A 24656-nucleotide genomic window follows, 5' to 3' on the forward strand; every position below is an offset into this window, starting at 1 on the left:
TCACCCGCGCGATCAGCGCACCCGCGACGAGCTGACGCACACCTTCCACGCCCCGGACTCCTTCCGGAGCGAGGCGGTGTCCGTCACCGACTGCGGCACGACGGCGCCGGAGCCGACCGGGGTCGAGGTCTCCTCGGCCGTGGCGGTTCCGGCGTTCGCGTCGATGCGCACCTCGCCGACGCTCACCTCCCAGCGGCCGCCGGGGCCGATCAGCGCGTCGACCTCGGCCGCGAACGTCGTCGGGGTGAACTGGGTCTGCAGCATCTGGACGTCGGCGGCGCAGCGGGTCGTGATGACGGCCTGCAGGTCGCGGGCGTTCAGTGCCCGGGTCTCGGCTGCGATGACGTCGCGGATCTGCTGCTCGTCGTCCGAACCGCGGGACGCAAGGATGATCCACGTCGCGCCCGCGATGATCGCGATGATCAGCGCCGTCGCGCCCGCGACGATCCACAGCGTCCGGTCCTTGCGGGGCGGCGGCGTGTACGGCAGCGGGGGCGGAACCGGGTTCGGGGTCACGCCCGCCGGGCTCGACGGTGCGCCGTCCCCGCCGGACGGTGCGCGCGGCACCGTCGGGCCGGGGGACGCGGGGGAGGGCGCCGGGCGTGCGCCGGTGACGGCCGAGCCGGTGAGGTAGGGGACGCCGGCGGCGGAGACGGGGCCCCGGGCGCGTACTGCTGCGGCGGACGGGGCGGCGCGATCCCGAGCCGGCGGTAGGTCTCGGGCGGCAGGACGGGGTGCAGCAGCTCGCGGGGGTCAGTCGGTCGCATCGGCACGCTCCTCGCCGGTCGCCGGCGTGTTCTGTCGGGACTGCTCGGACTGCATCGACTGCAGCAGGGCGGTGAGCGCATCGAGCTTCTCGTGCACCTCGTCGAGCTCGCGGCGCATGTAGTCGCGGCTCGCGGCGTCGCCCACGGCGATGCGGACGGCCGCGAGCTCGCGGGCCAGGAACTCGGTGTCGGCCTTGGTCTGTGCGGCGCGCGAACGGTCCTCGTCGAGCGCGACGCGGTCGCGACTCTCCTGCCGGTTCTGCGCGAGCAGGATGAGCGGCGCCGCGTACGCGGCCTGCGTCGAGAACGCCAGGTTGAGCAGGATGAACGGGTACGGGTCGAAGTGGAACGTGAACCACAGGACGTTGAGCAGGATCCACACGATCACGATCACCGTCTGGATGGCGAGGTATCGGCCGGTGCCCAGGAAGCGGGCCACGCGCTCGGCGCCCTGGCCGATCATGTCGTCGCCCAGGTTCAGCCGGAAGCTGCGGCTCAGCCGCGGGGTGTCGAGCCGGGAGCGTTCCTTCACTGGATCTCCTCCACGGTGTCGTCGGTGTCCTCGTCGCGCCAGTCCTCGGGCAGCAGGTGGTCGAGCACGTCGTCGACGGACACGGCGCCCAGCAGGTGGTTCTCCGCGTCGATCACCGGGCCGCTGACCAGGTTGTACGCGGCGAAGTACCGCGTCACGGCGCCCAGGGGGTCGTCGGGCGCGAGCTGCGGGAGCTCGGTGTCGACGATGCCGCCCACCAGGTCGGCCGGGGGCTCGCGCAGCAGCTGCTGCAGGTGCACCGCGCCCAGGTAGCGGCCCGTCGGGGTGGCCGTCGGGGGCCGCACCACGAACACCATGCTGGCCAGCGCGGGGGTGATGTCGGGGTTGCGCACGCGGGCTAGGGCCTCGGCCACGGTGGTCGACGGGGTGACCACGATCGGCTCCGGCGTCATCATGCCGCCCGCGGTGTACGGCGAGAAGGTGAGCAGCCGGCGGACGGTGCCCGAGTCCTCGGGGTCCATCACCGCGAGCAGTTCCTCGCGCTGCCGGACGGGCAGGTCGCCGAGGAGGTCGGCCGCGTCGTCGGGGTCCATCGCCTCGAGGACGTCGGCGGCGCGGGCCTTGGACAGGTGGGCGATGACCTCGGCCTGGTCGTCGGAGCCGAGCTCCTGGATGACGTCGGCGAGTCGCTCGTCGTCGAACGCGGCGGCGACGGCGAGGCGGCGCGCGGTGGGCAGCTCGCGCAGGGCCTGCGCGACGTCGGTGGCGCGCATGTCGTCGAACATCGTCAGCGCCTCGGCGACGTCGTGGTCGGCCCCCGTGAGGGCCGTCGTCGTGAAGCCGACGATGTGCGGCAGGTCCACGACGTGCACGCCCCCGCGGCGGCTCCAGCCCGCGCTGCGCAGCCGGACGGCGAGGCGGTGCACCACCCAGTCGCGCGTACGGGTCTGCTCGATGCCCACGTCGGCGACGGTGGCGTCGGCACCGTCGTACGGCTGCCCGGGCTCCTCGACCTTCACGCGCGTCCCGACGACCTGACCCAGCGCGAGGGCCTCCCCGGTGCGCAGGTGCAGGCGGCGCAGGCTGACGGAGCCGGTGTTGAGGGTGACGGCGGCCGCTTCGATGCTGGTGACCCGCAGCATGGGGACGAAGATCCGGCGGCGGTTGGCCAGCTCGACGGCGAGCCCCAGGACGCGCGGCGCCTTGCGGTCGGCGCGCAGGCCGATGACGGCGTCCCGGACTCGGCCGATCGACTCGCCGTCCGGGCCCACGACGGGGAGGCCGGACAGTCGCGCGACGAATACTCTGGAGACAGCCGACATGATGTTCAGGGTAGTTTCGTTTCGTTTCGCCGCACGTGAGGGAGGGCCATAATGTCGAATCCGATGCAGGGACCCGGTTCGCAGAACCAGCCGGGAGGGCCTGTCGGACGGGGCCTGCCGACGCCGCCGAAGGGCTGGCCGATCGGCTCCTACGGCACGTACGCCAAGGCCCAGCGCGCGGTGGACTACCTCTCCGACCAGGAGTTCCCGGTCCAGAACGTGACCATCGTGGGCGTGGACCTGATGCAGGTGGAGCGGATCACCGGGCGGCTGACCTGGGGGCGGGTGCTCTCGGCGGGCGCCGCGTCCGGGGCCTGGCTCGGCCTGTTCCTGGGCCTGCTCGTGGGCCTGTTCGTGGCGGGTGGGAACCCGCTGCCCACCGTGATCGCCGGCGTGATCGGCGGCATCGTGTTCGGCCTGATCTCCGCCGCCGTGCCGTACTGGGCCTCCCGCGGCACCCGTGACTTCTCCTCGACGATGCAGCTCGTGGCCGGCCGGTACGACGTGCTGTGCGACCCCCAGACCGCCGAGCAGGCCCGCGACATGCTGGCGCGCCTGAACATCCAGTAGCCACATCCAGTAGCCGAAATCGTTTCCATACCGGAAACGAACAGGTATCGTTTCCGGTATGGAAACGAACTCTGAGGCCGGTGGCACGCTCGGCGACATCGAGGCCGCGGGAACGGCCGGGCGCCGGGCGGTACAGCCGTGGTGGCTGCTCGCGCTTGACACTCTTCTCGTGGCGGGCCTGTGGGCGATGATCTTCGGCGGAGATCAGTCCTGGTCGCACATTCTGCTGTCGTTCGCGGTCTTCGCGGTGCCGCTCCTGCTTCTGTGGTGGTTCACCAAGCGACGGGGTCGTGCGGCGGCGTTCGTGCCGGGCTCGCGTGCGGCGAACGTCTTCTGGGTGGGATTCTTCGGGGCGATGGGTGGCGCGATTATCGTCACGAAGAACCTGGAGCCGGGACGGGCGATCACGATTGTCGTGGTCTTCCTCGTGGTGATCGTCGTGTATGGCGGCTGTCGGCTGGCGGCAGAGCGGATCGTCTTGCGGCAGGCCGCGTGAGCGACACGAAGTACGGGCCGCCCGCGTTCGACGACCTGATTCATCCGCGGCAGCGGCTGATGATCTGCGCGGCGCTGGCGCAGGCGCAGGAACTGCGATTCGACCTGCTCGCGAAGGCTCTCGAGATGAGTGCGCCGACGCTGAGCAAGCATCTGGCGAAGCTGGAGGAGGCGCAGTACGTGGCGCTGCGCCGGGACTCGGCGGACTCGCGGCGGCAGCGGGTGGAGCTGACGCCGACGGGGAGGTCGGCGTTCTCTCGACACGTCGCCGCGCTCCGCGAACTCACCGAATAGTTCCGCTTGCGTCGTACCCCGCCTGCGGCGGGCGAATCGGGTGTTCGGGGCGTTGTGACACCCGTTCTGCACGAGGGCACCCGGCATGCAGGGTGTCCTCGTGCATTTCGGGTGTTAGAGCGGGCAGCCTAGGGCGTTTCGGGTGTCCAGCGGTCCGGGGCGGCGTGGGGGTTGCCGGCACGCTGCAGATATCTCCGGACGCCCCGTGTATTCGCGTGGCGTCCGGAGGATTCTGTAGCGCCGGGGGATGTCGGGGGCGATGGCGGCGCACCGTCGGGCCCGCTGACGTGCGCAGATGGACAGAACGGAAGAAAAGGTTTACCGGGTCGCGTGGTCCTGCTAAATTCGAGTCAAGTGATAGTGATCACAAGGAGGACTCTCATGGCGGACATCCTGGGGCGCGTGAGCCTGCGCGAGCTGGATCAGGAGTACGTGGACACCCTCGCGGACCTGTCCGACGGTTCCGTGCATCGCCGGTTCGATCCGTTCCTCGACATCGCGTGGGATTCGGACGAGCTGAAGCTGGACCCGAACGATCCCCGCTGGGTGCTGCCGCCGACGCTCGACTCGCTCGGCGCCACGCAGTGGTACCGCGATCTTCCCCTCGAGCGGCAGATCGAGATCGGCAAATGGCGCATGGCCAACACGATCAAGGTGGGCGCGGCCTTCGAGTCCATCCTGATCCGCGGAATGATGCAGTACATCATGAAGCTCCCGAACAAGTCGCCGGAGTTCCGCTACTCCCTCCACGAGATGACGGAGGAGTGCAACCACATCCAGATGTTCCAGGAGCTGGTCAACCGCATCGACGTGGACGTGCCCGGCATGCGGAAGTGGTTCCGCCGGGCCTCGCCGATGATCGGCGTGCTCGGCGGCCACGCCCACGTGATCCTGTTCATGGGCATCCTCGGCGGCGAGGAGCCGATCGACCACTACCAGAAGGCGATCATGCGGCACGGCGGGCAGGTTCCGCCGCTGGTGCTGCGCACCATGGAGATCCACGTCGCCGAGGAGGCGCGGCACATCTCCTTCGCGCACGAGTTCCTGCACGCCCACCTGCAGGACATGACCAAGCGGCAGAAGAGGATCTGCGCGTTCGCCTTTCCGCTCGCGATGCGCTGGCTGGTCGGCGAGATCTTCACGCCGCCGAAGGAGTTCTTCGAGCGCTTCGAGGTGCCGCGGGAGGTCAAGCGCGAGGCGTTCTGGCGCGGCCCGCGGCGCGGCGCTGCTCAACGACTACTTCGCCGAGATGCGTGCGCTCGCCGACGATCTGGGCCTGATGACGCCCTTCGGCAAGTTCATGTGGAAGCTGCTCAAGATCGACGGCCACAAGGCCCGCTACCGGGGCGAGCCCACCCGCCCGCGCAGCTCGCCGCCTGACGGCACCGTCGACGCGCGTAACATCGCCCGGTATGGCGGGCGTCGGCGAGCCGGAGAGCGGTTACGAACTGCGCTGGCGCGCGCACAATTCGGCGCGCCGCGAGACCATTCTGCGGGCCGCGGCGCAGCTCGTCGAGGAGTCCGAGCCCGGCGCCCCGATCTCGGTGCAGCGCATCGCCGAACGGGCGGGCCTGGTGAAATCGGTGGTGTACCGGCAGTACAAGAGCAAGGACGACCTGGTGCGCGGCCTGCGCGGGTTCGTCGTGGACGAGTTCGCCGCCGAGCTCGAGGCCGACCTCGACGTCAGCGCCGGCTCGCTGCGCGCGATCCTGCGCCGCTCGATCGCGAGCGCCGCGGCGTGGATGGAGGACCATCCGAGCCTGGTCGACCTGCTGCGGTCCGGCCCGTCCGACGCGTCGCCCGAGTCGCCCGACGCCGTCGGCGAACTCAAGCACCGTGTGGTCGCGCGGGCGCACGCGATCATCGACGGCATCGCCGCCGTGACCGGACTCGACGCGGGCTCCTTCGATCGCATCCCGTTCGTCGTGTTCACGATGGTGGAGGCGACGCTCACCGGCTGGGTCCGGGGCGAGGAGGCGATCCGCGGCGCGTCGCGGTCCGAGGTGGTCGAATCGCTCACGGACATCACGTGGTTCGTGCTCGACGGTGCCGCGCGCGGCTCGGGCGTCCACGTGGACCCCGACGCCGAGTTCAGTGCGGTCCTCGCGACCCTCGTGCCCGACGGTGCCGCGGTACCGTCGGGCGGTGCGTGACCGGGCGGACCGATCCGCGCGCCGCGCGGAACTCGTCGGCGGCATCTGGCACGATAATGCCGAATGTGGTTCACCTCACCGGCCGCGTCGGCTAGCTTTTCGAGCGACGCCACCCGGATCGAGGGCGGCATAGGAGGCGGCGTGGCGATACGACGGAGAACGCGGCTCGGCACGCGCACGCGCGCCGCGGCGGTGGGGCTCACGGCTACCATGGCCGTCACCCTGCTGGCCGGGTGCGGCACCGAGGAGAGCGGCATCACCCTGAACGTGTACGCGCCGGCGGACGGCGCGACCACGGTCAAGGAGGTCGCGCAGGACTGCTCCACGGCCGACTACAAGGTGGTCGGGCACGCGCTGCCCAAGCAGGCCGACGATCAGCGGCTGCAGCTCGCCCGCCGGGCCACCGGCAACGATCGCACCATGGACATCGTGGGCCTGGACGTGAACTGGACGGCCGAGTTCGCCGAGGCCGGCTGGATCCTGCCGTTCCCCGACGAGATGGCCGCGGCGGCGAAGAAGACGGTGCTGGCCGGCCCGCTGAAGACCGCCATGTGGCAGGACACGCAGTACGCCGCTCCGGCGTGGACCAACACGCAGCTGCTCTGGTACCGCAAGGACGCGTTGGAGAAGGTGCTCGGCCGCAAGATCGGCAACCAGCCGCTGAAGCTCACGTGGGATCAGGTGGTGCAGTACGCCGGCAAGTCCGGGGCGATCGGTGGGCCCACGCAGATCGAGGCGCAGGCCGCGCAGTACGAGGGCGTGGTGGTGTGGTTCAACACGCTGCTCGAGAGCGCCGGCGGCCGGATGGTGGCCGAGGACGGCAAGACGGTGACGCTGACCGATACGCCGGAGCACCGCGCCGCAACGGTCAAGGCGCTGTCGATCATGAAGGCCGTCGCCACCGCACCGGGCCGCGACCCGTCGTTCACCCAGCTCGACGAGGGCAGCTCGCGCCTGAACATGGAGACGGGCAAGGGCCTGTTCGAGGTCAACTGGCCGTTCGTGTTCGCGGGGATCAAGGAGAACGGTTCCGCGGGGAAGGTGCCCTTCCTCACCGAGCTCGAGAAGTACAACGACCTGCTGAACCCGCCCAAGGACGCGGAGGATCCGCCGTCGCCCACCACGGCGCAGCTCAACGAGATCAACAACCTGACGCGCCAGAAGTTCGAATTCGCGCCGTACCCGTCGGTGATTCCGGGCAAGCCGGCCAAGACCACGGTGGGCGGCATCAACTTCGGCGTCGCCAAGACCACCCGCTACGAGAAGCAGGCGTTCGAGGCGCTCGCGTGCCTGACCAACGAGGCGGCCGAGCGGAAGTACGCGGTCAAGGGCGGCACCCCGCCGATCATGGCGAAGCTGTACGACGATCCCGAGTTCCGCAAGGCGTACCCGATGGCCTCGCTGATCCGCGACCAGCTGCAGGAGAACACCACTGCGGTCCGACCGATCACCCCGCAGTACCAGGCGATGTCCACGCTGCTGCAGGCCAAGCTAGCCCCCGTAGGTTCCTGGGACCCGGAGCAGCTGGCCGATGAACTCACCGCCGCCGCGCAGAAGGCGATGGACGGAAAGGGGCTCGTGCCGTGACCTCCGCGACCGTTGTGAAGGACGAGCCGGCGGAGCCCGCCGCCCAGAGCGAGGGCCGGCGCGCCGAGCGCAAGCTGGGCCTGCTGCTCATCGCGCCCGCCGCGCTGGTGATGTTCGCCGTCACCGCGTACCCGATCATCTACGCCTTCTGGCTGAGCCTGCACAAGTCGTCGCTGGCCTACCCAGGGCAGGACGAGTTCATCGGGCTGTCGAACTACCTGACGGTCCTCCAGGACGGCTACTGGTGGCAGGCGCTGGGGATGACCTCGCTGATCACCGTGGTGTCGGTGATCATCGAGTTCGTGCTCGGCCTGGCGATCGCGCTGGTCATGCACCGCACGATCGTCGGGCGGGCGTCGTGCGCACCGTCGTACTGATCCCGTACGGCATCGTCACCGTGGTCGCCGCGTTCTCCTGGTACTACGCCTGGACTCCGGAGACCGGCTACCTGGCGAACCTGCTGCCGGACGGCTCCGCGCCGCTCACCGAGCAGTGGCCGTCGGTGGCGATCATCATCCTGGCGGAGGTGTGGAAGACCACCCCGTTCATGGCGCTGCTGCTGCTCTCGGGCCTGGCCCTGGTGCCGGACGACCTGCTCAAGGCCGCTGCGCTCGACGGCGCCGGACCGTGGACCCGGCTGGTGAAGATCACCGTCCCGCTGATGAAGCCGGCGATCCTGGTAGCACTGTTGTTCCGCACCCTGGATGCGTTCCGCATCTTCGACAACATCTACATCCTCACGAAGGGCAGCAACGGCACCGGGTCCGTCTCGATCCTGGGTTACGACAACCTGTTCAAGGCGTTCAACCTGGGCGTGGGGTCGGCGATCTCGGTGCTGATCTTCATCTGCGTCGCGATCATCGCGTTCATCTTCGTCAAGGCGTTCGGCACCTCGGTGCCGGGCTCCGACTCCGGCGATCGACGGTAGGGGTACGACATGGCTCAGGGTTCCGCCGGTAAGAAGCTCGGCTGGGGCGTGATCGACCTGTTGGTGGTCTGCTACGCACTGATCCCGGTGATGTGGATCGTCTCGCTCTCGCTCAAGCCCACCACGGACGTCGGCGACGGGAACTTCATCCCCAAGACGTTCACGTTCGACAACTACACCGCGATCTTCGAGGGCAACGGATTCGTCCGCCCGCTGATCAACTCGATCGGCATCGCGATCATCTCCACCGTGATCGCCGTCGCGATCGGCATGTTCGCTGCGTACGCGGTGGCGCGGCTGGACTTCCCCGGAAAGAAGTTGTTCGTGGGTGCGGCGTTGCTGATCGCGATGTTCCCGCAGATCTCGCTGATCACGCCACTGTTCAACATCGAGCGCAAGATCGGCCTGTTCGATACGTGGCCGGGCCTGATCCTGCCGTACATCACGTTCGCTCTGCCGCTGACGGTGTACACGCTGTCGGCGTTCTTCCGGGAGATTCCGTGGGAACTGGAGAAGGCCGCCAAGATGGACGGCGCCACGCCGGCGCAGGCGTTCCGTCGCGTGATCGCGCCGCTCGCGGCTCCGGGCGTGGTGACCGCCGCGATCCTGGTGTTCATCTTCTGCTGGAACGACCTGCTGTTCGCCCTCACGTTGACGGCGACCGACTCGTCGACCACCGCCCCCGTGGCGATCGTGAACTTCACGGGCAGCTCGCAGTTCGAGACGCCCACCGGTTCCATCTCGGCGGCCGCCGTGATCGTGACCATCCCCATCATCATCTTCGTCCTGATCTTCCAACGACGGATCGTCGCCGGGCTGACCTCCGGCGCGGTCAAGGGCTGACGCCGGAAAGTATTCGAGGAGCAATCACATGGCCGACATCGTCCTGGACCACGTCAAGAAGACCTACCCCGACGGTTCCACCGCCGTCAGCGACATCAACCTCGAGATCGCCGACGGCGAGTTCGTGATCCTGGTGGGTCCGTCGGGCTGCGGCAAGTCCACCACGCTCAACATGATCGCCGGCCTGGAGGACATCTCCTCGGGTGAGCTGCGGATCGGCGGCGAGCGGGTCAACGAGAAGGCGCCGAAGGACCGCGACATCGCGATGGTCTTCCAGTCGTACGCGCTGTACCCGCACATGACGGTGCGCGAGAACATCGCGTTCCCGCTCAAGCTGGCGAAGCTGCCGAAGGATCAGATCAACTCCGCCGTCGAGGACGCGGCCCGCACGCTGGACCTCACGCAGCACCTGGACCGCCGGCCGTCGCAGCTGTCGGGCGGCCAGCGGCAGCGCGTCGCGATGGGCCGCGCGATCGTCCGCAGCCCCAAGGCCTTCCTCATGGACGAGCCGCTGTCGAACCTCGACGCCAAGCTGCGTGTGCAGATGCGCACCGAGGTCAGCCGACTGCAGAAACGGCTCGGCACCACCATGGTGTACGTCACGCACGATCAGACCGAGGCCATGACGCTCGGCGACCGGGTCGTGGTGCTCAAGAGCGGCGACGTGCAGCAGATCGGCGCCCCGCAGGAGCTGTACGACCGCCCGGCCAACCTCTTCGTCGCCGGATTCATCGGCTCGCCGGCCATGAACTTCGTGCCCGGACGGCTCACATCCGTGGGGATCGACACGGCGCTCGGCGAGATCCTGCTGCTGGACGCGCCGCGGTACGCCGAGCGCGCCGCCGCGGCGGGCAACAAGACCGGCGACGTGCTCGTCGGCATCCGCCCCGAGCACTTCGAGGACGCGCGCCTGCTCGACCCGAACCAGCGCATCGGCGGGCTCACGTTCCGCGCCCGTGTCGACGTGCTCGAGTCCATGGGTTCCGACAAGTTCGTGCACTTCGCGGTCGCCGCCGCCGACGCCCCGACCGACGTGCTCGGCGACCTCACCGCCGGCGGGCAGGCGCCGCCGCTCGCCGGCGCCGACGAGATCGTCGCGCGCCTGTCCGCGGATTCGACCGCAGCCCGCGGCGCCGACGTGGACCTCTACTACGACCCGGCCAAGATCGCCGTCTTCGACGCCTCGACCGGCGTGAACCTGGCGCTCTAGGCGCGACCGTCGCCGTGCGGGTGCTCGCCGTCAGCGATGAGGAGGTGCGGGGCGGCCCTGGCCTCGTCGACGCTGCGGCCGGACCTGATCCTCGGCGCCGGCGACCTGCCGGGCGAGTACTTGGAGGCCCTCGTCGACCGGTACGGCGCGCCGTGCGTGTTCGTACCCGGCAATCACGACCCCGACTTCGGGGGCTACCGACGCACCAGGGGCGGGTTCGTCCGCGGGGGCCTGCCGTGCGAACCGCCCGGCCCGCGCGGCGGGGTCAACGCGGACGGGCGCGTGGTCACCGTCGCGGGCCTGACGGTGGCCGGCCTCGGCGGGTCGATCCGGTACCGGGGCGGCGCGAACCAGTGGACGCAGGCACAGGCCCGCCGCCGGGCCTTCAGGCTCCGGCCCGCGCGCACCGGCGGACCGTCGACGTGGTGCTCGCGCACTCCCCGGCACTCGGCGTGGGAGACGGCGACGACGGGCCGCACCGCGGCCTCGCGGCCCTCGGCGGGCTGGTCGGGCGGCTGCGGCCGCAGGTCTTCGTGCACGGGCACGTGCACCCGTTCGGCCGGCCCGGTCCGGACCGGGAGATCGACGGGGTGCCGGTGCTGAACACCGTCGGGTACACGTACTTCGAGATCACCCCGGGCCGCCCCGGGGACTACCGCGTGAGGGAGCGGCGACGTGGCGCGTGACACCGGTTTCCCCGACGAGGACGCCCGCACCGACTTCGAGCGGTCGCGGCGGCGTGCGAACATCGCCCGGCTCGCGGCCTGGGTGCGGCGCCGGCCCGGCGACGTCAACGACGTGCTGCCCTATGACGAGGTGGTGGCCGCGCTCGGAGTCGCAGGAGCGGCGCCTGGGCCTGCAGGTGGTGCCGGTGGCGCAGATCGTGGGCAGCGTGGACCGCACGCGCGACTTCGACCGGTACTTCCGGCCGCGCTCGCCCGCGCTGCGGGCCCGCTGGCAGCGGCTGGCCGCGGCGCAGCGCCGCGGCGAGGCGATGCCGCCGATCGAGCTCAAGAAGGTCGGCGACATGTACTTCGTGGTCGACGGGCACCACCGCGTGTCGATCGCGTTCGCTCGCGGCTTCACGACCATCGACGCCGACGTGACCGAGGTGCTCACCCGGGTGGGTGCCGATGGCATCGCGGTGCGGTCGGACCTGCTGCTCAAGGACCATCGGCGGCTGTTCCTGGAACGCGTGCCCCTGACCGGCGACGAGCGGGACGCGGTGCGGATGAGCAACGCGTGGGACTACTCGGTCCTCGCGGAATCGGTGGAGGCGTGGGGGTTCCGGCTGGTCCAGGAGTCGGGGGAGTACCTCTCCCGCGCGGACGTGGCGCAGCGGTGGTTCCGCGAGGAGTTCAGCCCCGTGATCGCGATGGCCCGCGACGCCGGGATCATGGCGGCGTCGACGGATGCCGAGGTCTACCTCTTCGTCGCCTGCGAGCGGTACCGGCTGGTGCGCAAGCACGTCTGGAGCCCCGAGATCATCGACGAGGTGTCCGAGCAGAACCCGCGCTGGCAGCCGGGCAGGTTCTTCTGAGGGCCGATCCGTAGGATCGGATCCCGTGGCTTCCGTTGTGGACGACGTCCGAGCGCACCTGAACGAGCATTACGCGGGGCGCGGGTTCGCGCCGCCCGCGGCGGCGTCGGTGACGTTCCTGGGGTTGGAACCGATGACGGTCCAGCGCTGGCTGGGAGAGGCCGCCGTCGCGTTCGCGAGCGTCGGATGCTCGCGGCACCCGATGACCGACCCGAACGCGCTCGTCACTGTCGACGACGGCCCGCGCGCCGAGCTCGTCCTCGAGCTGCGGCCCGCCGCGGACGGTCCGGGCGCTGCGCTCGACGGCGTGCACCGTTCGCTGGCGATCCTCGCGGCGACGCCGGCGGTCGAGGGGCTGATCCTGGCGCCCGATGCGCTGGTCGATCTCGGCGAACCGCTCTGGGCGGGAGCGCCGTTCACGGCTGTGCTCCTCGGCGTCGACGGTGCCCGACCTCGAACGGGGCGAGGGGGAGCCGGTGCGCTTCCTGCGCGCCGACCCGATCACCGCCAACGAGGCCGCCTGGGTGCGGCTCAAGGGCGCCGCGGCGCTGCGCGAGGCGTGGGCCGAGGCCGACATCGACCCCGCCGATCCCGGCCGCCCCGCGGCCCGCGCGGTCTGATCCGATACGGGGTGGCCGTTCAGTCGAGGCCGACGAACCGGCCCGTGATCAGGCCGCCCCACAGCGACCACGCCGCCAACAGCACCGCGAACGCCGCGCTCCGGGCTACCCAGACCCGGCCCGGCGCACCGTCGGTGCCGTGGGCCCAGAAGCTGGGCGCATTGCGGATCACGAATCTCAGGCTACAGCCATTTGATCTTCCGGAACGTGAAGTACAGCGCCAGACAGGCGATCAGCATGATCGCCAGCACGATGAAGTAGCCGTACTGCCAATGCAGTTCGGGCATGTTGTCGAAGTTCATGCCGTAGACGCCGGCGATCATCGTGGGCACCGCCACCAGGCCGATGATCGCGGACATCTTGCGCATGTCCTCGTTCTGCTGCATCCCGATCTTGGCGACGGCGGCGTCGATCAGCGAGCTGAGCACGTCGTTGTAGGTCTCCACATGGTCGGCGACCATCGCCTGATGGTCGAGGACGTCGGAGAAGTAGCGCTGGATCTCCTGCGGGATGATGTCGCCGAAGTCGCAGGTCAGGCGCTTGAGGGCGTGCGAGAGCGGGTGGATGCCACGACGCAGCTCGACGATGTCGCGCTTGAGCTGGTAGATCTCGTCGACCTGGGTGCGCGCGCCGGCGCGGAACACGTCCTCCTCGACCCGGTCGATGTCGTCCTCGAGCAGGTCGGACACCGCGACGTAGGAGTCGACCACGTGGTCGGCCACGGCGTGCATGACCGCCGAAGGTCCGCGCTGCAGCAGTTCGGGGTTGCTCTCCAGGTTCCGCCGCACGCGCCGCAGGCTGCCGTGGTCGCCATGCCGCACGGTGATCACGTGGTCGGGGCCGACGAGGACCATCACCTCACCGGTCTCGACGATCCGGGCCATCGGATCGGTGCGGTCGTGGCCCACGTAGTTGACGGTCTTGAGGATGAGGAACAACGTGTCATCGAATCGGTCCACCTTCGGCCGGGTATGCGTCACCAGCGTGTCCTCGACAGTCAGCGGGTGCAGGCCGAAGACGCGGGCCACCTCGTCCATCTGGTGCTGGTCCGGGTCCAGCAGGCCGACCCACACGTACCCCTCGCCGCGCCGCCGGACCTCCTCGATGGCCTCGACGTAGCCGAACCGGCCGGGAAGCCGCTCACCGTCGACGTACACGCCGCAGTCGACGACGGCGCGGGCGACGGGGACCGGGACGCGCGTCACCTGGGCGCCCCGCACCTCGCGGCGCGCGGCTCCGGGCCGGGGCATGGACGGCATCGAGGGCATGGGGGAATGATAGTCGGGTAGAAAGTACCCGTGAGAACGACGAAGCTCCGTGCGGCCGCCGCCGCCGCACTCGCGGCCCGGCCGTCGCCGGCTGCTCCGACGGCGGCGATGCCGCCGACCTGGGGCCGCGCACGGCGCCGGGGACGGTCACCGTCGGGTCGGCCGACGGTGCCGCGTCCCGCCTGGCTGCTCTCATCTACGCGAACGCCCTGCGCACGGCCGGCACGCCGGTGCAGGCGCGCCTCGGGCTCGGCCCGGGTGACGCGGCCGTCGCGGCCGTCGAGGAGGGCACGATCACCGTCGCTCCCGCGTTGACCGGCGCACTGTGGGAGCGGTACCGCCCGGGGGCGGCGCAGCCGTCGGCGAAGGCCGAGGAGTCGGGCGCGGAGAACCCTCGTAATCAATGGGACGCGCAGTTCGTCGCGCTCAGCGCCGTGCTGCCGGAGGGGCTGGGCCTGGGCGATCCGACGCCCGCGCTCGATCAGCCCATGCTGTTCGTGAAGAAGGACGGTCCGGCGGCGTCGCTGCGTGGGTGCGAGGGGTTGACGGGCGCGGTCGCGGTTCCGGCCGGGTCGCCGTCGGACCTGAAGGCGCGATACCGCTGTTCGCTGGGGCCGGTCACCGTCGTCGCGGACGACGCGGCCGCCGCGCGGGCCGTGACCGAGGGGCGCGCCGCGATCGCGCAGCTCGGGACACTGTCGCCCGCGGCGCAGGGGCTCACACAGGTCGCGGACCCGGACGAGACGGTGCCCGCCCGCGCGGTCGTGCCGCTGGTGCGGCGCGACGGCCTGACGGTGGCGCAGACCAAGCGCCTGTCGTCCATCGCGGGTGAGCTGACCACGGAGGACCTGGCCGTGCTGGTGGCGAAGGTCGAGTCGGGGGAGCGGACGGCCGAGCAGGCCGCCGCGGACTGGGCTGCGGAGCACCCGCTGCACTGAGGCACCCTTCGGGAACGACGCCGCAACCAACGAACGCCCCGCACGGATGCGGGGCGTTCGTGCTGCTCGGCCTACTTGAGTCGCTTGTTGAGCTGCTGGTCGACGAGGGCGTTGACCCGCTCGTAGGCGGAGCCGCCGAGCCGGACGAGGATGTCGAGGATCTTCGCGTCGGCGCCGACGAGCACGCGGCCCCGGTTCTTCTTGACGCCGTTCAGGATCGTGCGCGCAGCGTCGTCGGCCTCGGTGCGGGCGAGGTACTTGTCGAACAGCTCGGCCGTCGCCGACTGGTCCTTGCCCTCGGCGACGGTGGCGTTGCGCGCGATGGCCGTCTTGATGCCGCCGGGGTGCACGCAGGTGACGCCCACGTTGTGGTCGCTCGAGAGCATCTCGATGCGCAGCGCCTCGGTGAAGCCACGCACGCCGAACTTGGCGGCGTTGTAGGCGCTCTGGCCGCCCACGGAGAGCAGGCCGAACAGCGAGCTGGTGTTGATGATGTGCGCATCACCCGACGCGATCAGGTGTGGCAGGAAGGCCTTGGTGCCGTTGACGACGCCCCAGAAGTCGATGTCCATGACCCGGTCGTAGTCCTTGAACGACGTGGTCTCGACGGGTTCGTGGTGCGCGATCCCGGCGTTGTTGAACAGCAGGTTGACGGTGCCGTACTCCGCGACCACGTCGTCGGCGTAGGCCAGCAACTGCTCGCGCTCGCCGACATTCACCACCTTGGTGTGCACCTCGGCGCCGAGGGCGCGGGCCTTCTCGGCGGTCTCCTCGAGGCCTGCGGGGTCGTAGTCGCAGAGCGAGAGCTTCGCGCCCTCCTCGGCGAGCTGGAGGGCCAGCTCCCGGCCCATTCCGGAGGCGGCTCCGGTGACGACGGCGACCTTGCCGCGGAAACTCTTCATCTTGTCTTCCTCACGCTGCGCAGGCTGATCTGCTGGGGTTGCGCCGGTGTTGGCGTACTTACTCGACAGTAGGGTTGGGATGCGACCTCTGTCAACGACCTATTGAGTATGATTCAGTAGTGACCAGAAAGTCCGTAGCCGCCGCCGTGGGACGCAAGCGCACCCGGCTCAGTCCCCAGGCGCGGCGCCAGCAGTTCATCGACCTGGGTCTGCAGAGTCTCAAGCACCAGGCGCTCGAGCAGGTGTCGATCGAGGAGATCGCCAGCGAGGCGGGAGTGTCCGCGGGGCTGTTGTTCCACTACTTCGACTCCAAGCTCGACTTCCAGGTGGCGCTCGTCGAGGAACAGGCCCGCATCGTCGGAGAAGTGGCCACGCCGGAGAAGGACCCCGAGGACATCGCCGAGGTGATGCCGATCCTCATCGCGACGCTCGGCACGTACGTCGACCACATCATGGAGAACCGGCAATCGCTGCTACCCATGCTCGCCGGGGTCAGCTGGTCCGAGCCGCGGATCCGCACCGCCGTGAAGTCGGTGCGCGAGCAGATCGTCAACCAGTTCGTCGAGCAGGCCCAGAACATCGGCATCGAGCGCTCGCCGCGGTTCGTGCTCGCGGTGCACGGTTGGATCGCCGTGGTCGAGGAGACCCTGGTCCAGTGGCTCGATGAGAACGCCGGATTCGCCGAGATGACCCGCGACGAGGTGGTCGACCACCTCGCGACCATGTTCGTGGGGATGGCGGGGGCGGTCGGCTTGGATCTCACGTCCGGCGTGGTCTGACGGTGCGCCGCGGCGTGCGTTGGGAGAGATCGGCGCGCGGTGTGGGGCATGGCGTGCGGTGGGGAATCGGCTTCTGACGTGGGGAGAGCTGGCTCCTGACGTGGGCGTCGGCCGGGGGAGGCGGCGTCGGGTGGGGGTGGTCTGGCTTCTGGTGGGGGAGACCCGGCTCCCAGTGGGGGAGACGGCTCCTGGTGGGGAGACCCGGCTCCCAGTGGGGGAGACGGCTACGCGTGGGGGCGATCGAGCCCACGCTGGAAGCCGTTCGTGCAGTTGGGGAGGGAACGTTGGGAACGCGTTTCGGCGCGGAGCGGGGACGATCACCGCTGCCGCTGCCGCTGCCGCTGCCGCTGCCGCTGCCGCCTCGGTCCAGCTGCAGCCGGGTCCAGATGAGCCGGCCGTCCACGTTGATCGGCCGTCGAAGTCGAGTCGGCCGCCCGGAGGCGCGGGCCCGTGGTGCGCGAGGCACCGACGGGGCGAGGCACCGTCGACGGTGGGAGTGAACGACGAGGGCCGGACCTCCCCAGGGGAGGTCCGGCCCTGGCGTTGGTGGCACGTCGTGCCGCCGGATCAGGTCAGAGGGCGAAGGCCTCGTCGATGATCTGGGCCTGCTCGACGGCGTGCACCTTGGACGAGCCCGAGCACGGGGCCGACATGGCGCGGCGGGAGACGCGCTTGATGCCGCGCAGGCGCTCGTCGAGCTCCGGCAGCTCCAGGCCGAAGAAGGGCCACGCGCCCTGGTTGGCCGGCTCCTCCTGGACCCACCGCACGTCGGTGGCGTTCGGGTACTTGTCCAGCGTGGCGGGCAGCCGCCGCGAGGGCAGCGGGTACAGCTGCTCCATGCGGATGAGCGCCACGTCGTCGCGCTTGTCCTTGGCCCGACGCGCCTCGAGCTCGTAGTAGAGCTTGCCCGAGACCAGCAGCAGCTGGGTCACCTTGGAGCGGTCGCCGCCGTCCTTCTCGAAGGCCGGGTCGTCGATGACCGAGCGGAATTTGCCCGTGGTGAAGTCCTCGAGAGGGCTGACCGCGGCCTTGTTGCGCAGCATCGACTTCGGCGTGAACACGACCATCGGGCGGCGCACGCCATCGAGGGCGTGGCGGCGCAGCAGGTGGAAGTACGACGCGGGGTCGACGGCATCGCGACCGTCATCGAGCCCTCGGCGCACAGCTGCAGGAACCGCTCGATGCGGCCCGACGTGTGGTCGGGCCCCGCCCTCGTGGCCGTGGGGGAGCAGGAGCGTCACGCCGGACGTCTGGCCCCACTTGGCCTCGCCGGAGCTGATGAACTCGTCGATGATCGACTGCGCGCCGTTGACGAAGTCGCCGAACTGCGCCTCCCAGCACACGAGCGCCGACTCGTCGGCCACGGAGTAGCCGTACTCGAAGCCCAGACCCGCGAACTCGGTGAGTGCGGAGTCCAGCACCTCGAATCGGCCGGGGGACGGGCTGCCGTCGGGCCCGAGGTGCTCGAGCGGCGTGTATTCGGCGCCGGACTGCCGGTCGATCAGGACCGCGTGGCGCTGCGTGAACGTGCCGCGGCGGCTGTCCTGGCCGGCCAGACGCACCGTCCGGCCCTCCTCCAGCAGGGTGCCGAACGCGAGCAGCTCGCCGAACGCCCAGTCGACGCCACCGTCGCGCGACATCTCGAAGCGGCGCTTGACCACCGGCGCCACGCGCGGATGCACGGTGAAGCCCTCGGGAACGTTGGCGTAGGCATCGCCGACGCGCTGCAGCTGCTCCAGCGGCACCGCGGTGACCAGCGAGCTGGGCAGCGGCTGGTCGGCGATGATCGACGGCGCGGGCTCGGGCTGGAACTTCTCCAGCTCCTTGACCTCGTTGAAGACCCGCTCCAGCTGGCCCTGGTAGTCGCGCAGGGCGTCCTCGGCCTCCTTGGTCGAGATGTCGCCACGACCGATGAGGGCCTCGGTGTAGGACTTGCGGACACCGCGCTTGGTGTCGATCACGTCGTACATGCCGGGCTGGGTCATCGACGGGTCGTCGCCCTCGTTGTGGCCGCGACGGCGGTAGCACACGAGGTCGATCACGACGTCCTTGTCGAACTGCTCGCGGAAGTCGACGGCCAGCTTCGCCACCCACACGCAGGCCTCGGGGTCGTCGCCGTTGACGTGGAAGATCGGCGCGCCGATCATCTTCGCCACGTCGGTGCAGTACTTCGAGCTGCGCGAGTGCTCCGGGGCGGTGGTGAAGCCCACCTGATTGTTGACCACGATGTGGATGGTGCCGCCGTTGTCGAAGCCCTTGAGGTTCGCCAGGTTCAGTACCTCGGCCACGACGCCTTGGCCCGCGAAGGCGGCATCGCCGTGCAGCATGAGCGGCATCACGGGGTGCGTGCCCTCGGGCGCGTTCAGCATGTCCTGCTTGGCGTGGACGATGCCCTCGAGCACGGGATCCACGGCCTCGAGGTGCGACGGGTTCGCGACCAGCGAGACGGTGATCTCGTTCTCGCCGAACATCTGGTAGTACTTGCCCTCGGCGCCGAGGTGGTACTTCACGTCGCCCGAGCCATGCGCCTGCGACGGGTTCAGGTTGCCCTCGAACTCGGTGAAGATCTTGCTGTAGGGCTTGCCGACGATGTTCGCGAGCACGTTCAGCCGGCCGCGGTGCGGCATGCCGATGACGACCTCGTCGAGCGAGTGCTCGGCGGCCTGATCCAGGACCGCGTCCATCATCGGGATGACGGACTCCGCGCCCTCGAGCGAGAACCGCTTCTGGCCGACGTACTTGGTCTGCAGGAACGTCTCGAACGCCTCGGCGGCGTTGAGCTTGCTCAGGATGTACTTCTGCTCGGCGACGGTGGGCTTGATGTCCTTCGTCTCCACGCGCTCCTCGAGCCACTTCTGCTGCTCGGGCTCCAGGATGTGCGCGTACTCGATGCCGACGTGGCGGCAGTAGGCGTCGCGGAGCACCGAGAGCACCTTGCGCAGCTTCAGCCGCTCGGCGCCGTGGAATCCGCCCACGTTGAACGTGCGGTCCAGGTCCCACAGCGTGAGCTCGTAGGTGAGCACGTTGAGGTCGGGGTGCGACTCGAGGCTCTCGTTGTTGTAACGCAGCGGGTCCACGTCGGCCATGAGGTGGCCGCGCGCCCGGTACGCCGCGATGAGTTCGAGGACCCGCGCGTCCTTGTCGATGCCGTGGGCGGGGATGTCCCGCCGCCACCGGATCGGCTCGTACGGCACGTGCATCGTGCGGAAGATCTCGTCCCAGAAGTCGTCGCTCAGGGTGAGCTCGTGCACGAACCGCAGGAAGTCGCCGGACTCGGCGCCCTGGATGATGCGGTGGTCGTAGGTCGACGTCAGCGTGGTGAGCTTGCCGACGGCGAGCTCCGCGATCTTCTCCTCGCTCGCGCCCTGGAACTCGGCGGGGTACTCCATCGCGCCCACGCCGATGATCGCGCCCTGGCCCACCATGAGGCGCGGCACCGAGTGCACCGTGCCGATGCCGCCGGGGTTCGTCAGCGAGATCGTGACGCCGGCGAAGTCCTCGGCGCCCAGCTTGCCCTGGCGGGCGCGGCGCACGATGTCCTCGTAGGCGGCCACGAACTGGCCGAAGTCCATGGTCTCGGCTTCCTTGACGGCCGCGACCACGAGGCTGCGGCTGCCGTTCTTGCCGACCAGGTCGATCGCGATGCCGAGGTTGATGTGCGGCGGAGTCACCGCGTTCGGCTTGCCGTCGACCTCGGCGAAGTGCCGGTTCATGTTCGGGAACGCCTTGACGCCCTGCACCAGCGCGTAACCCAGGATGTGGGTGAAGCTGATCTTGCCGCCGCGCGTGCGCGCGAGGTGATTGTTGATCACCACGCGGTTGTCGAACATGACCTTGACCGGCATCGAGCGCACCGACGTGGCGGTCGGCACCTCGCGGCTGGCGTTCATGTTCTTCACCACGGCGTTCGCCGCGCCGCGGAGCACCGTGCGCTCCTCATCGGCTGGGAAGGCCGCCGGGGCGGGCGCCTTGGGTGCGGGGGCCGGCTTCGCGGGCGACGACGGTGCCGGGGTCACCGGTGTGGCCGGCGCCGGCGTCAGCGTGGTGTCGGCGGTCTTCGCGGCCTTGGGCTTGGCCACCGCAGGCGCTGCGGTCTTGGCGGCGGCGGGTGCGGCGGGGGACGCCGCGCTCGCCTGCGCCGCGCTCGCCGGCGCCGCACCGTTGCCCGACGCCGAGCCCGGGGTGTAGTTCGAGAGGAATTCGTGCCAGCTCGGGTCGACCGACTTGGGGTCGGCCTTGAACCGCTCGTACATCTCCTCGACCAGCCACTCGTTTTGGCCGAAATCCGATACAGAACTGCTGCTCACGGCAGGTCCTCGCCTCGCTTCATCATCGTCACATCTAGCGCGCACCGCACTGGATCACAGACGGCGCAAGTCCGCGCGGTCCAGGGTAGTCCACCACGGAAAATGTGTGTCGGGTTACTCCCGTTACACCGGTACGTTCACTCGGGACCGGGCTGCGCTCGCGGGCCCGTGAGCTCCGGGCCGTTCGCGGCCGTGCCCTCGACCACCCGAAGCTGCGGCTGGGGCCAGGTAACCGGGATCGGTCCGAACGCCTCGCGGGCGTTGCGGATGACGCCCTTGCCCAGAACCCGGTTCCCCCCGGCGCCGACGACGAGGCCGATGCCGGCGGGCAGCAGCTTGCCCAGCACCAGTGGCGACTTCTTCGCCAGGAACCGCTTGGTGAACATCTTCATCAGCTGCTTGTTGAGGTTCCCCAGCCCGGGGATCGAGGTGGGGTTCTTCTTCAGGTTCAGCAGCGTCGCGTTCTTCGCCCCGACGGTGGCGCGCAGCGCGCCGAGCCCGGCGTCGCCGAGTACTGCGGTCAGTACGAGGGCCCGCCGCAGGTCCCGGTCGTCGATCGGGATGCCGTAGACCTCCGCGACCGCCAGCGCGTACAGTGCCGACGCCTCCATGAACACCACCGTCTCGGCGCCCACTGCGCCCATCGCGGTGACCGTGCCGACACCGGGAACGGCCGCCGCCGCGCCCACCGCAGCGCCGCTGCCGGTGACCGCGAGCAGGTAGCGCTTCTCCAACCGCGCGATGATCTGCGCCGGCGCCTCGTCCGGGTGATCGGCGCGCAGGCTCGCGACGTACCTGGCGACCGCGGGCGCCTGCAGGCGCGACGTTCGGTCGATGACGGACCCGAGGACGCCGCCGCCGTCGTGCTGGACGGCGGGGACGCCGGGCTGATCGGGCTGGATGCGCGCGGGCTTGTTCGCCATGGTGTCCTCCGTCGGAAGCGATCCTGGTGACCTTTCACCCCATCTAACCCCCGACGACCCCCGGAAAGTTCCCGACCGGCGCACCGGACCGCACCCCGCCCGCGTACCGTCGGAGACCGTGCCGAGCATCGACGAGCAGCCGTACACCCTGGTCATCCCCACGCGCTGGAAGGACAACGACGTGTACGGGCACGTCAACAACGTCGTCTACTACAGCTTCTTCGACACGGTGATCAACACCTTCCTCATCCGCGAGGGCGGCCTCGACATCCACGGCGGCCCCGTGATCGGCCTGTGTGTGGAATCTCACTGCCGCTACGACGCCCCGCTGGCCTTCCCCGAGCCCGTCACCGCCGGGCTGGCGGTCACGAAGCTGGGCCGGTCCAGCGTCACCTATGCCGTCACCCTGTTCGACGGTGCCGGCGACCCGCCCGGTGCGGAGGCGCGGCCCGCCGCGGAGGGCTGGTTCGTCCACGTCTTCGTCGACCGGGAGACGCGGCGCCCCGCGGGCGTCCCCGACGGGATCCGCGCCGCGCTGGAGCGCCTGCTCGTCGGTGCCCCGCAGTAGCCTGCGAGCCATGGCGTTCCTCACCCCGCTGGAGCCCGTCACCCTGACGGGCCACCTGGTCACGCTCGTGCCGCTGGCGCACGACCAGCACGACGGCCTGCTCGAAGCGCTCGAGGACGGGCAGCTGTGGGACCGCTGGTACACGTCGGTGCCCGCGCCCTCGGGCCTGCGCGCCGAGATCGACCGCCGCCTGGAACTGCAGGAGAAGGGCGGGATGATCCCCTTCACCGCGATCGACGTCGCGGGCCGCGTGCTCGGCATGACCACCTACTACGACATCGACGCGACGGTCCCGCGGATGGAGATCGGCTACACCTGGAACCGTGCCTCCGCGCACGGCACCGGCACCAACGCCGAGTCCAAGCTGCTGCTGCTCCGGCACGCCTTCGAGGTGCTCGGCTGCGAGTGCATCGGGCTGCGCACGCAGTGGGTCAACACGCAGTCGCGCGAGGCCATCGCCCGGCTCGGCGCGAAGCAGGACGGGGTCCTGCGCAGTTACAAGCGGTACCGCAACGGGGCCCTGCAGGACGCGGTGCTCTTCTCGATCCTCCGGCACGAGTGGCCGACGGTGGACGCGCACCTGCGGCACCGTCTGCGCCACCGGCATGAGGCCTACCGCTCCGTCCCGGAGTAGTCGTGCCCCGTCCCCAGGCCGCCGCGCACGGGCTGTGGCGCCCGGGCCTCGGACTCGCGCTGTGGTTCACCGACGATCTCGGCGAGCCCACCGCCGAGCCCGATCTCGCGGCCCTGCCCGGGCCCGTCGCCGAGGTCCTCGGCGACCGCCGCCCCCGGCGCTCGGTCACGTTCGCCGGGCCGCAGGGCCGCCTCGTCGCGCCCGCCCTCACGTTGGGGCCGGAGCGCGCCGCCGCCCTGCTCGACGCCCTCGCCCCGTCCGACGGTGCCGGCGACCTGCGGTACCTGCGTTGGGTCGCGAAGTCCGTCGAGCGGTTCGTCGCCGCCGGGGCCGTGAGCCCGGCGCTGCGCGGCGACGACGGCGAGTGGATCGTGCGCTGGGCGCCCGTCGAGTCGGTGCAGTGGCGCACCTGGGGACAGACGGCCGCGGCCGCGATGCCGCCGGTGCTGCGCCGGACGGGGACCTCGCCGCGATCCTCGACATGGCCGCGGAGCTCACGGACGGGTACGCCCGGCGGCGGCTCGGCGACGGGCCGTGGTCCTGGGTGGCGGCGCCCTCGCTGCGCGCCCTCGTCGACGGCGAGCCCCTTCCGGCCCGCGCCGTCGCCGACGCCGGGGCCGCCGCCGCGTGGACCGAATGGGCGGGCAGCGTCCGCTCCGCCGAGACCCTGCTGGTGCTGCGGCTCGTGGAGCCGGACGGCCGTGGCCCGGGCGAGAACCCCTGGCGCCGCGGAGCACGCCGGGCGGGACGCCGTGGCGGCTCGAGGTGTGCCGCCGCGTCCCCGGCGCGGCGCCCGTGCGCGCCGACCCGGGCCGGATGAGCCCCGTCGACCTGGACGACCTGGCGGGCGAGCTGGCCCGGGCCCTCGCGGTGTATCCGCCGCTCAAGCGGGTCGCCCAGGACGATTCGTCGCTGGACTTCCTGCTCACCACGGAGGAGGCGGAGGCGCTGTTCCTCGAGGGCGCGCCCGGGCTGACGAAGGCCGGCTACGAGGTGCTGCTGCCCGCGTCGATCGCGACGGTGCGCCCCGCGCTGCGGCTCGTCGGGCGGGAGCAGCCCGGCCGCACGGCGCTCACGGTGCAGGCCGGCCTCGCCGAGATCAAGGAGTTCGCGTGGCAGCTCGCGGTCGGCGATACCGTTCTCACCGGGAGCGAGTTGGCCACCCTGGCGAACGCGGCGTCGGGGCTGGTCGAGGTCCGCGGGAAGTGGGTGCGCGCGGATCGCCGGACGCTGGCGCAGGCCGCGCGGTTCGTCGCCGAGCAACGCTCCGCCGCCGAGTCCGGCACGGACCTGAGCGACCTGCTCGGCATGATCGCCGATCCCGCGGCCCTGCCGGCCCCGCTCGCCGCCGTCGACGGCCTCGGCTGGCTCGACTCGGTCTACCGCGGCGGCACCATCGCCCCGGCGGAGGTGACGGCACCGTCGACGCTGAAGGCCCAGCTGCGCGACTACCAGCTGCGCGGGCTCGAGTGGCTGGTCACGCTGTGGCACAGCGGCATCGGTGCCGTCCTCGCC

21 protein-coding genes and 6 pseudogenes are annotated in these 24656 nt (G+C 70.4%); 19 read left to right on the top strand and 8 right to left on the bottom strand.

From position 1 onward, the window contains the following. Positions 1-12: 12 nt before the first annotated feature. The 3 genes from MTP03_RS05870 to MTP03_RS05880 all read right to left on the bottom strand — a co-directional run bounded on the left by MTP03_RS05870 (position 13) and on the right by MTP03_RS05880 (position 2582). Positions 13-567: a hypothetical protein gene (locus MTP03_RS05870; protein WP_248491113.1), complete on the bottom strand. Its 555-nt coding sequence runs from the start codon at positions 565-567 to the stop codon at positions 13-15. Positions 568-753: 186 nt separating this feature from the next. Continuing rightward, on the bottom strand, positions 754-1299 hold the full coding sequence (locus tag MTP03_RS05875; protein WP_248491114.1) for a DUF1003 domain-containing protein: 546 nt from the start codon (positions 1297-1299) through the stop codon (positions 754-756). After that, on the bottom strand, positions 1296-2582 hold the full coding sequence (locus tag MTP03_RS05880; protein WP_248491115.1) for a magnesium transporter MgtE N-terminal domain-containing protein: 1287 nt from the start codon (positions 2580-2582) through the stop codon (positions 1296-1298). Before MTP03_RS05880 ends, MTP03_RS05875 begins: the two co-directional genes overlap by 4 nt. 51 nt (positions 2583-2633) lie before the next feature. On the opposite strand from MTP03_RS05880, the gene MTP03_RS05885 reads away from it, so the two are divergent. The 13 genes and pseudogenes from MTP03_RS05885 (at position 2634) to MTP03_RS05940 (ending at position 12822) form a co-directional block, all read left to right on the top strand. Next, positions 2634-3152: a general stress protein gene (locus tag MTP03_RS05885; protein ID WP_248491116.1), complete on the top strand. Its 519-nt coding sequence runs from the start codon at positions 2634-2636 to the stop codon at positions 3150-3152. 169 nt (positions 3153-3321) lie between these two features. Next, positions 3322-3648 (top strand): hypothetical protein, encoded by a 327-nt coding sequence (locus tag MTP03_RS05890; RefSeq protein WP_248491117.1) that lies wholly within the window; start codon positions 3322-3324, stop codon positions 3646-3648. Further along, positions 3645-3941, top strand: coding sequence for a transcriptional regulator (locus MTP03_RS05895; RefSeq protein ID WP_248491118.1), 297 nt, complete (start codon positions 3645-3647; stop codon positions 3939-3941). The genes MTP03_RS05890 and MTP03_RS05895 overlap by 4 nt, the downstream gene beginning before the upstream one ends. A 381-nt stretch (positions 3942-4322) precedes the next feature. Further along, positions 4323-5319, top strand: a pseudogene (locus MTP03_RS05900) (diiron oxygenase); the annotation flags it as partial. A gap of 34 nt (positions 5320-5353) precedes the next feature. Then, a complete protein-coding gene (locus tag MTP03_RS05905) occupies positions 5354-6094 on the top strand; it encodes a TetR/AcrR family transcriptional regulator (protein ID WP_248491119.1) in 741 nt (246 codons plus the stop codon). Positions 6095-6235: 141 nt separating this feature from the next. Beyond that, on the top strand, positions 6236-7681 hold the full coding sequence (locus tag MTP03_RS05910; protein WP_248491120.1) for an extracellular solute-binding protein: 1446 nt from the start codon (positions 6236-6238) through the stop codon (positions 7679-7681). Then, positions 7678-8609: pseudogene (locus MTP03_RS05915) on the top strand (carbohydrate ABC transporter permease). The gene MTP03_RS05910 and the pseudogene MTP03_RS05915 overlap by 4 nt, the downstream one beginning before the upstream one ends. A gap of 9 nt (positions 8610-8618) precedes the next feature. Beyond that, the gene (locus MTP03_RS05920; RefSeq protein ID WP_248491121.1) at positions 8619-9452 is read left to right on the top strand and encodes a carbohydrate ABC transporter permease; all 834 of its coding nucleotides are present in this window, start codon (positions 8619-8621) and stop codon (positions 9450-9452) included. A gap of 28 nt (positions 9453-9480) precedes the next feature. Next, positions 9481-10662, top strand: a complete 1182-nt coding sequence (locus MTP03_RS05925; RefSeq protein ID WP_248491122.1) for an ABC transporter ATP-binding protein — start codon at positions 9481-9483, stop codon at positions 10660-10662. A 36-nt stretch (positions 10663-10698) separates the two neighbouring features. Then, positions 10699-10827 (top strand): annotated as a pseudogene (locus MTP03_RS23430) (metallophosphoesterase); the annotation flags it as partial. A 260-nt stretch (positions 10828-11087) separates the two neighbouring features. Next, a complete protein-coding gene (locus MTP03_RS23435) occupies positions 11088-11348 on the top strand; it encodes a hypothetical protein (protein WP_371821017.1) in 261 nt (86 codons plus the stop codon). Then, positions 11338-12202: pseudogene (locus MTP03_RS05935) on the top strand (chromosome partitioning protein ParB). Before MTP03_RS23435 ends, MTP03_RS05935 begins: the two are co-directional and overlap by 11 nt. Before the next feature lie 25 nt (positions 12203-12227). Beyond that, positions 12228-12822 (top strand): annotated as a pseudogene (locus MTP03_RS05940) (suppressor of fused domain protein). 19 nt (positions 12823-12841) lie between these two features. On the opposite strand, the gene MTP03_RS05945 reads toward MTP03_RS05940, so the two are convergent. Continuing rightward, a complete protein-coding gene (locus MTP03_RS05945; protein ID WP_248491123.1) occupies positions 12842-12994 on the bottom strand; it encodes a hypothetical protein in 153 nt (50 codons plus the stop codon). 10 nt (positions 12995-13004) lie between these two features. Then, positions 13005-14090, bottom strand: coding sequence for a magnesium/cobalt transporter CorA (corA, locus tag MTP03_RS05950; RefSeq protein ID WP_248491124.1), 1086 nt, complete (start codon positions 14088-14090; stop codon positions 13005-13007). 119 nt (positions 14091-14209) lie between these two features. Between corA and MTP03_RS05955 the strand changes: the two genes are divergently transcribed. After that, positions 14210-15028 (top strand): glycine betaine ABC transporter substrate-binding protein, encoded by an 819-nt coding sequence (locus MTP03_RS05955; protein WP_256465270.1) that lies wholly within the window; start codon positions 14210-14212, stop codon positions 15026-15028. Between the two features lie 71 nt (positions 15029-15099). On the opposite strand, the gene MTP03_RS05960 is transcribed toward MTP03_RS05955, so the two are convergent. Beyond that, entirely contained in the window at positions 15100-15930 is an 831-nt protein-coding gene (locus MTP03_RS05960; protein ID WP_248491125.1) for an SDR family oxidoreductase, read from the bottom strand. A gap of 119 nt (positions 15931-16049) precedes the next feature. Here MTP03_RS05960 and MTP03_RS05965 point away from each other — a divergent pair, with 119 nt between their 5' ends. Continuing rightward, entirely contained in the window at positions 16050-16709 is a 660-nt protein-coding gene (locus MTP03_RS05965) for a TetR/AcrR family transcriptional regulator (RefSeq protein ID WP_248491126.1), read from the top strand. 572 nt (positions 16710-17281) lie between these two features. On the opposite strand, the gene MTP03_RS05970 is transcribed toward MTP03_RS05965, so the two are convergent. Continuing rightward, on the bottom strand, positions 17282-21016 hold the full coding sequence (locus MTP03_RS05970; protein WP_248491127.1) for a multifunctional oxoglutarate decarboxylase/oxoglutarate dehydrogenase thiamine pyrophosphate-binding subunit/dihydrolipoyllysine-residue succinyltransferase subunit: 3735 nt from the start codon (positions 21014-21016) through the stop codon (positions 17282-17284). 137 nt (positions 21017-21153) lie between these two features. Then, positions 21154-21939: a hypothetical protein gene (locus MTP03_RS05975; RefSeq protein WP_248491128.1), complete on the bottom strand. Its 786-nt coding sequence runs from the start codon at positions 21937-21939 to the stop codon at positions 21154-21156. Between the two features lie 118 nt (positions 21940-22057). Between MTP03_RS05975 and MTP03_RS05980 the strand changes: the two genes are divergently transcribed. The 4 genes and pseudogenes from MTP03_RS05980 to MTP03_RS23440 form a co-directional block, all read left to right on the top strand. Next, positions 22058-22507, top strand: coding sequence for a thioesterase family protein (locus MTP03_RS05980; RefSeq protein ID WP_248491129.1), 450 nt, complete (start codon positions 22058-22060; stop codon positions 22505-22507). A 10-nt stretch (positions 22508-22517) separates the two neighbouring features. Further along, positions 22518-23141, top strand: coding sequence for a GNAT family N-acetyltransferase (locus tag MTP03_RS05985; protein WP_248491130.1), 624 nt, complete (start codon positions 22518-22520; stop codon positions 23139-23141). A gap of 400 nt (positions 23142-23541) precedes the next feature. Further along, complete coding sequence (locus MTP03_RS05990) at positions 23542-23961, top strand: hypothetical protein (protein WP_248491131.1); 420 nt, start codon at positions 23542-23544, stop codon at positions 23959-23961. Further along, positions 23958-24653: pseudogene (locus tag MTP03_RS23440) on the top strand (SNF2 helicase-associated domain-containing protein); the annotation flags it as partial. The gene MTP03_RS05990 and the pseudogene MTP03_RS23440, both read left to right, overlap by 4 nt. Positions 24654-24656: the final 3 nt, after the last annotated feature.

This window comes from Tsukamurella sp. PLM1, from assembly GCF_023168325.1.
GTDB lineage: Bacteria > Actinomycetota > Actinomycetes > Mycobacteriales > Mycobacteriaceae > Tsukamurella.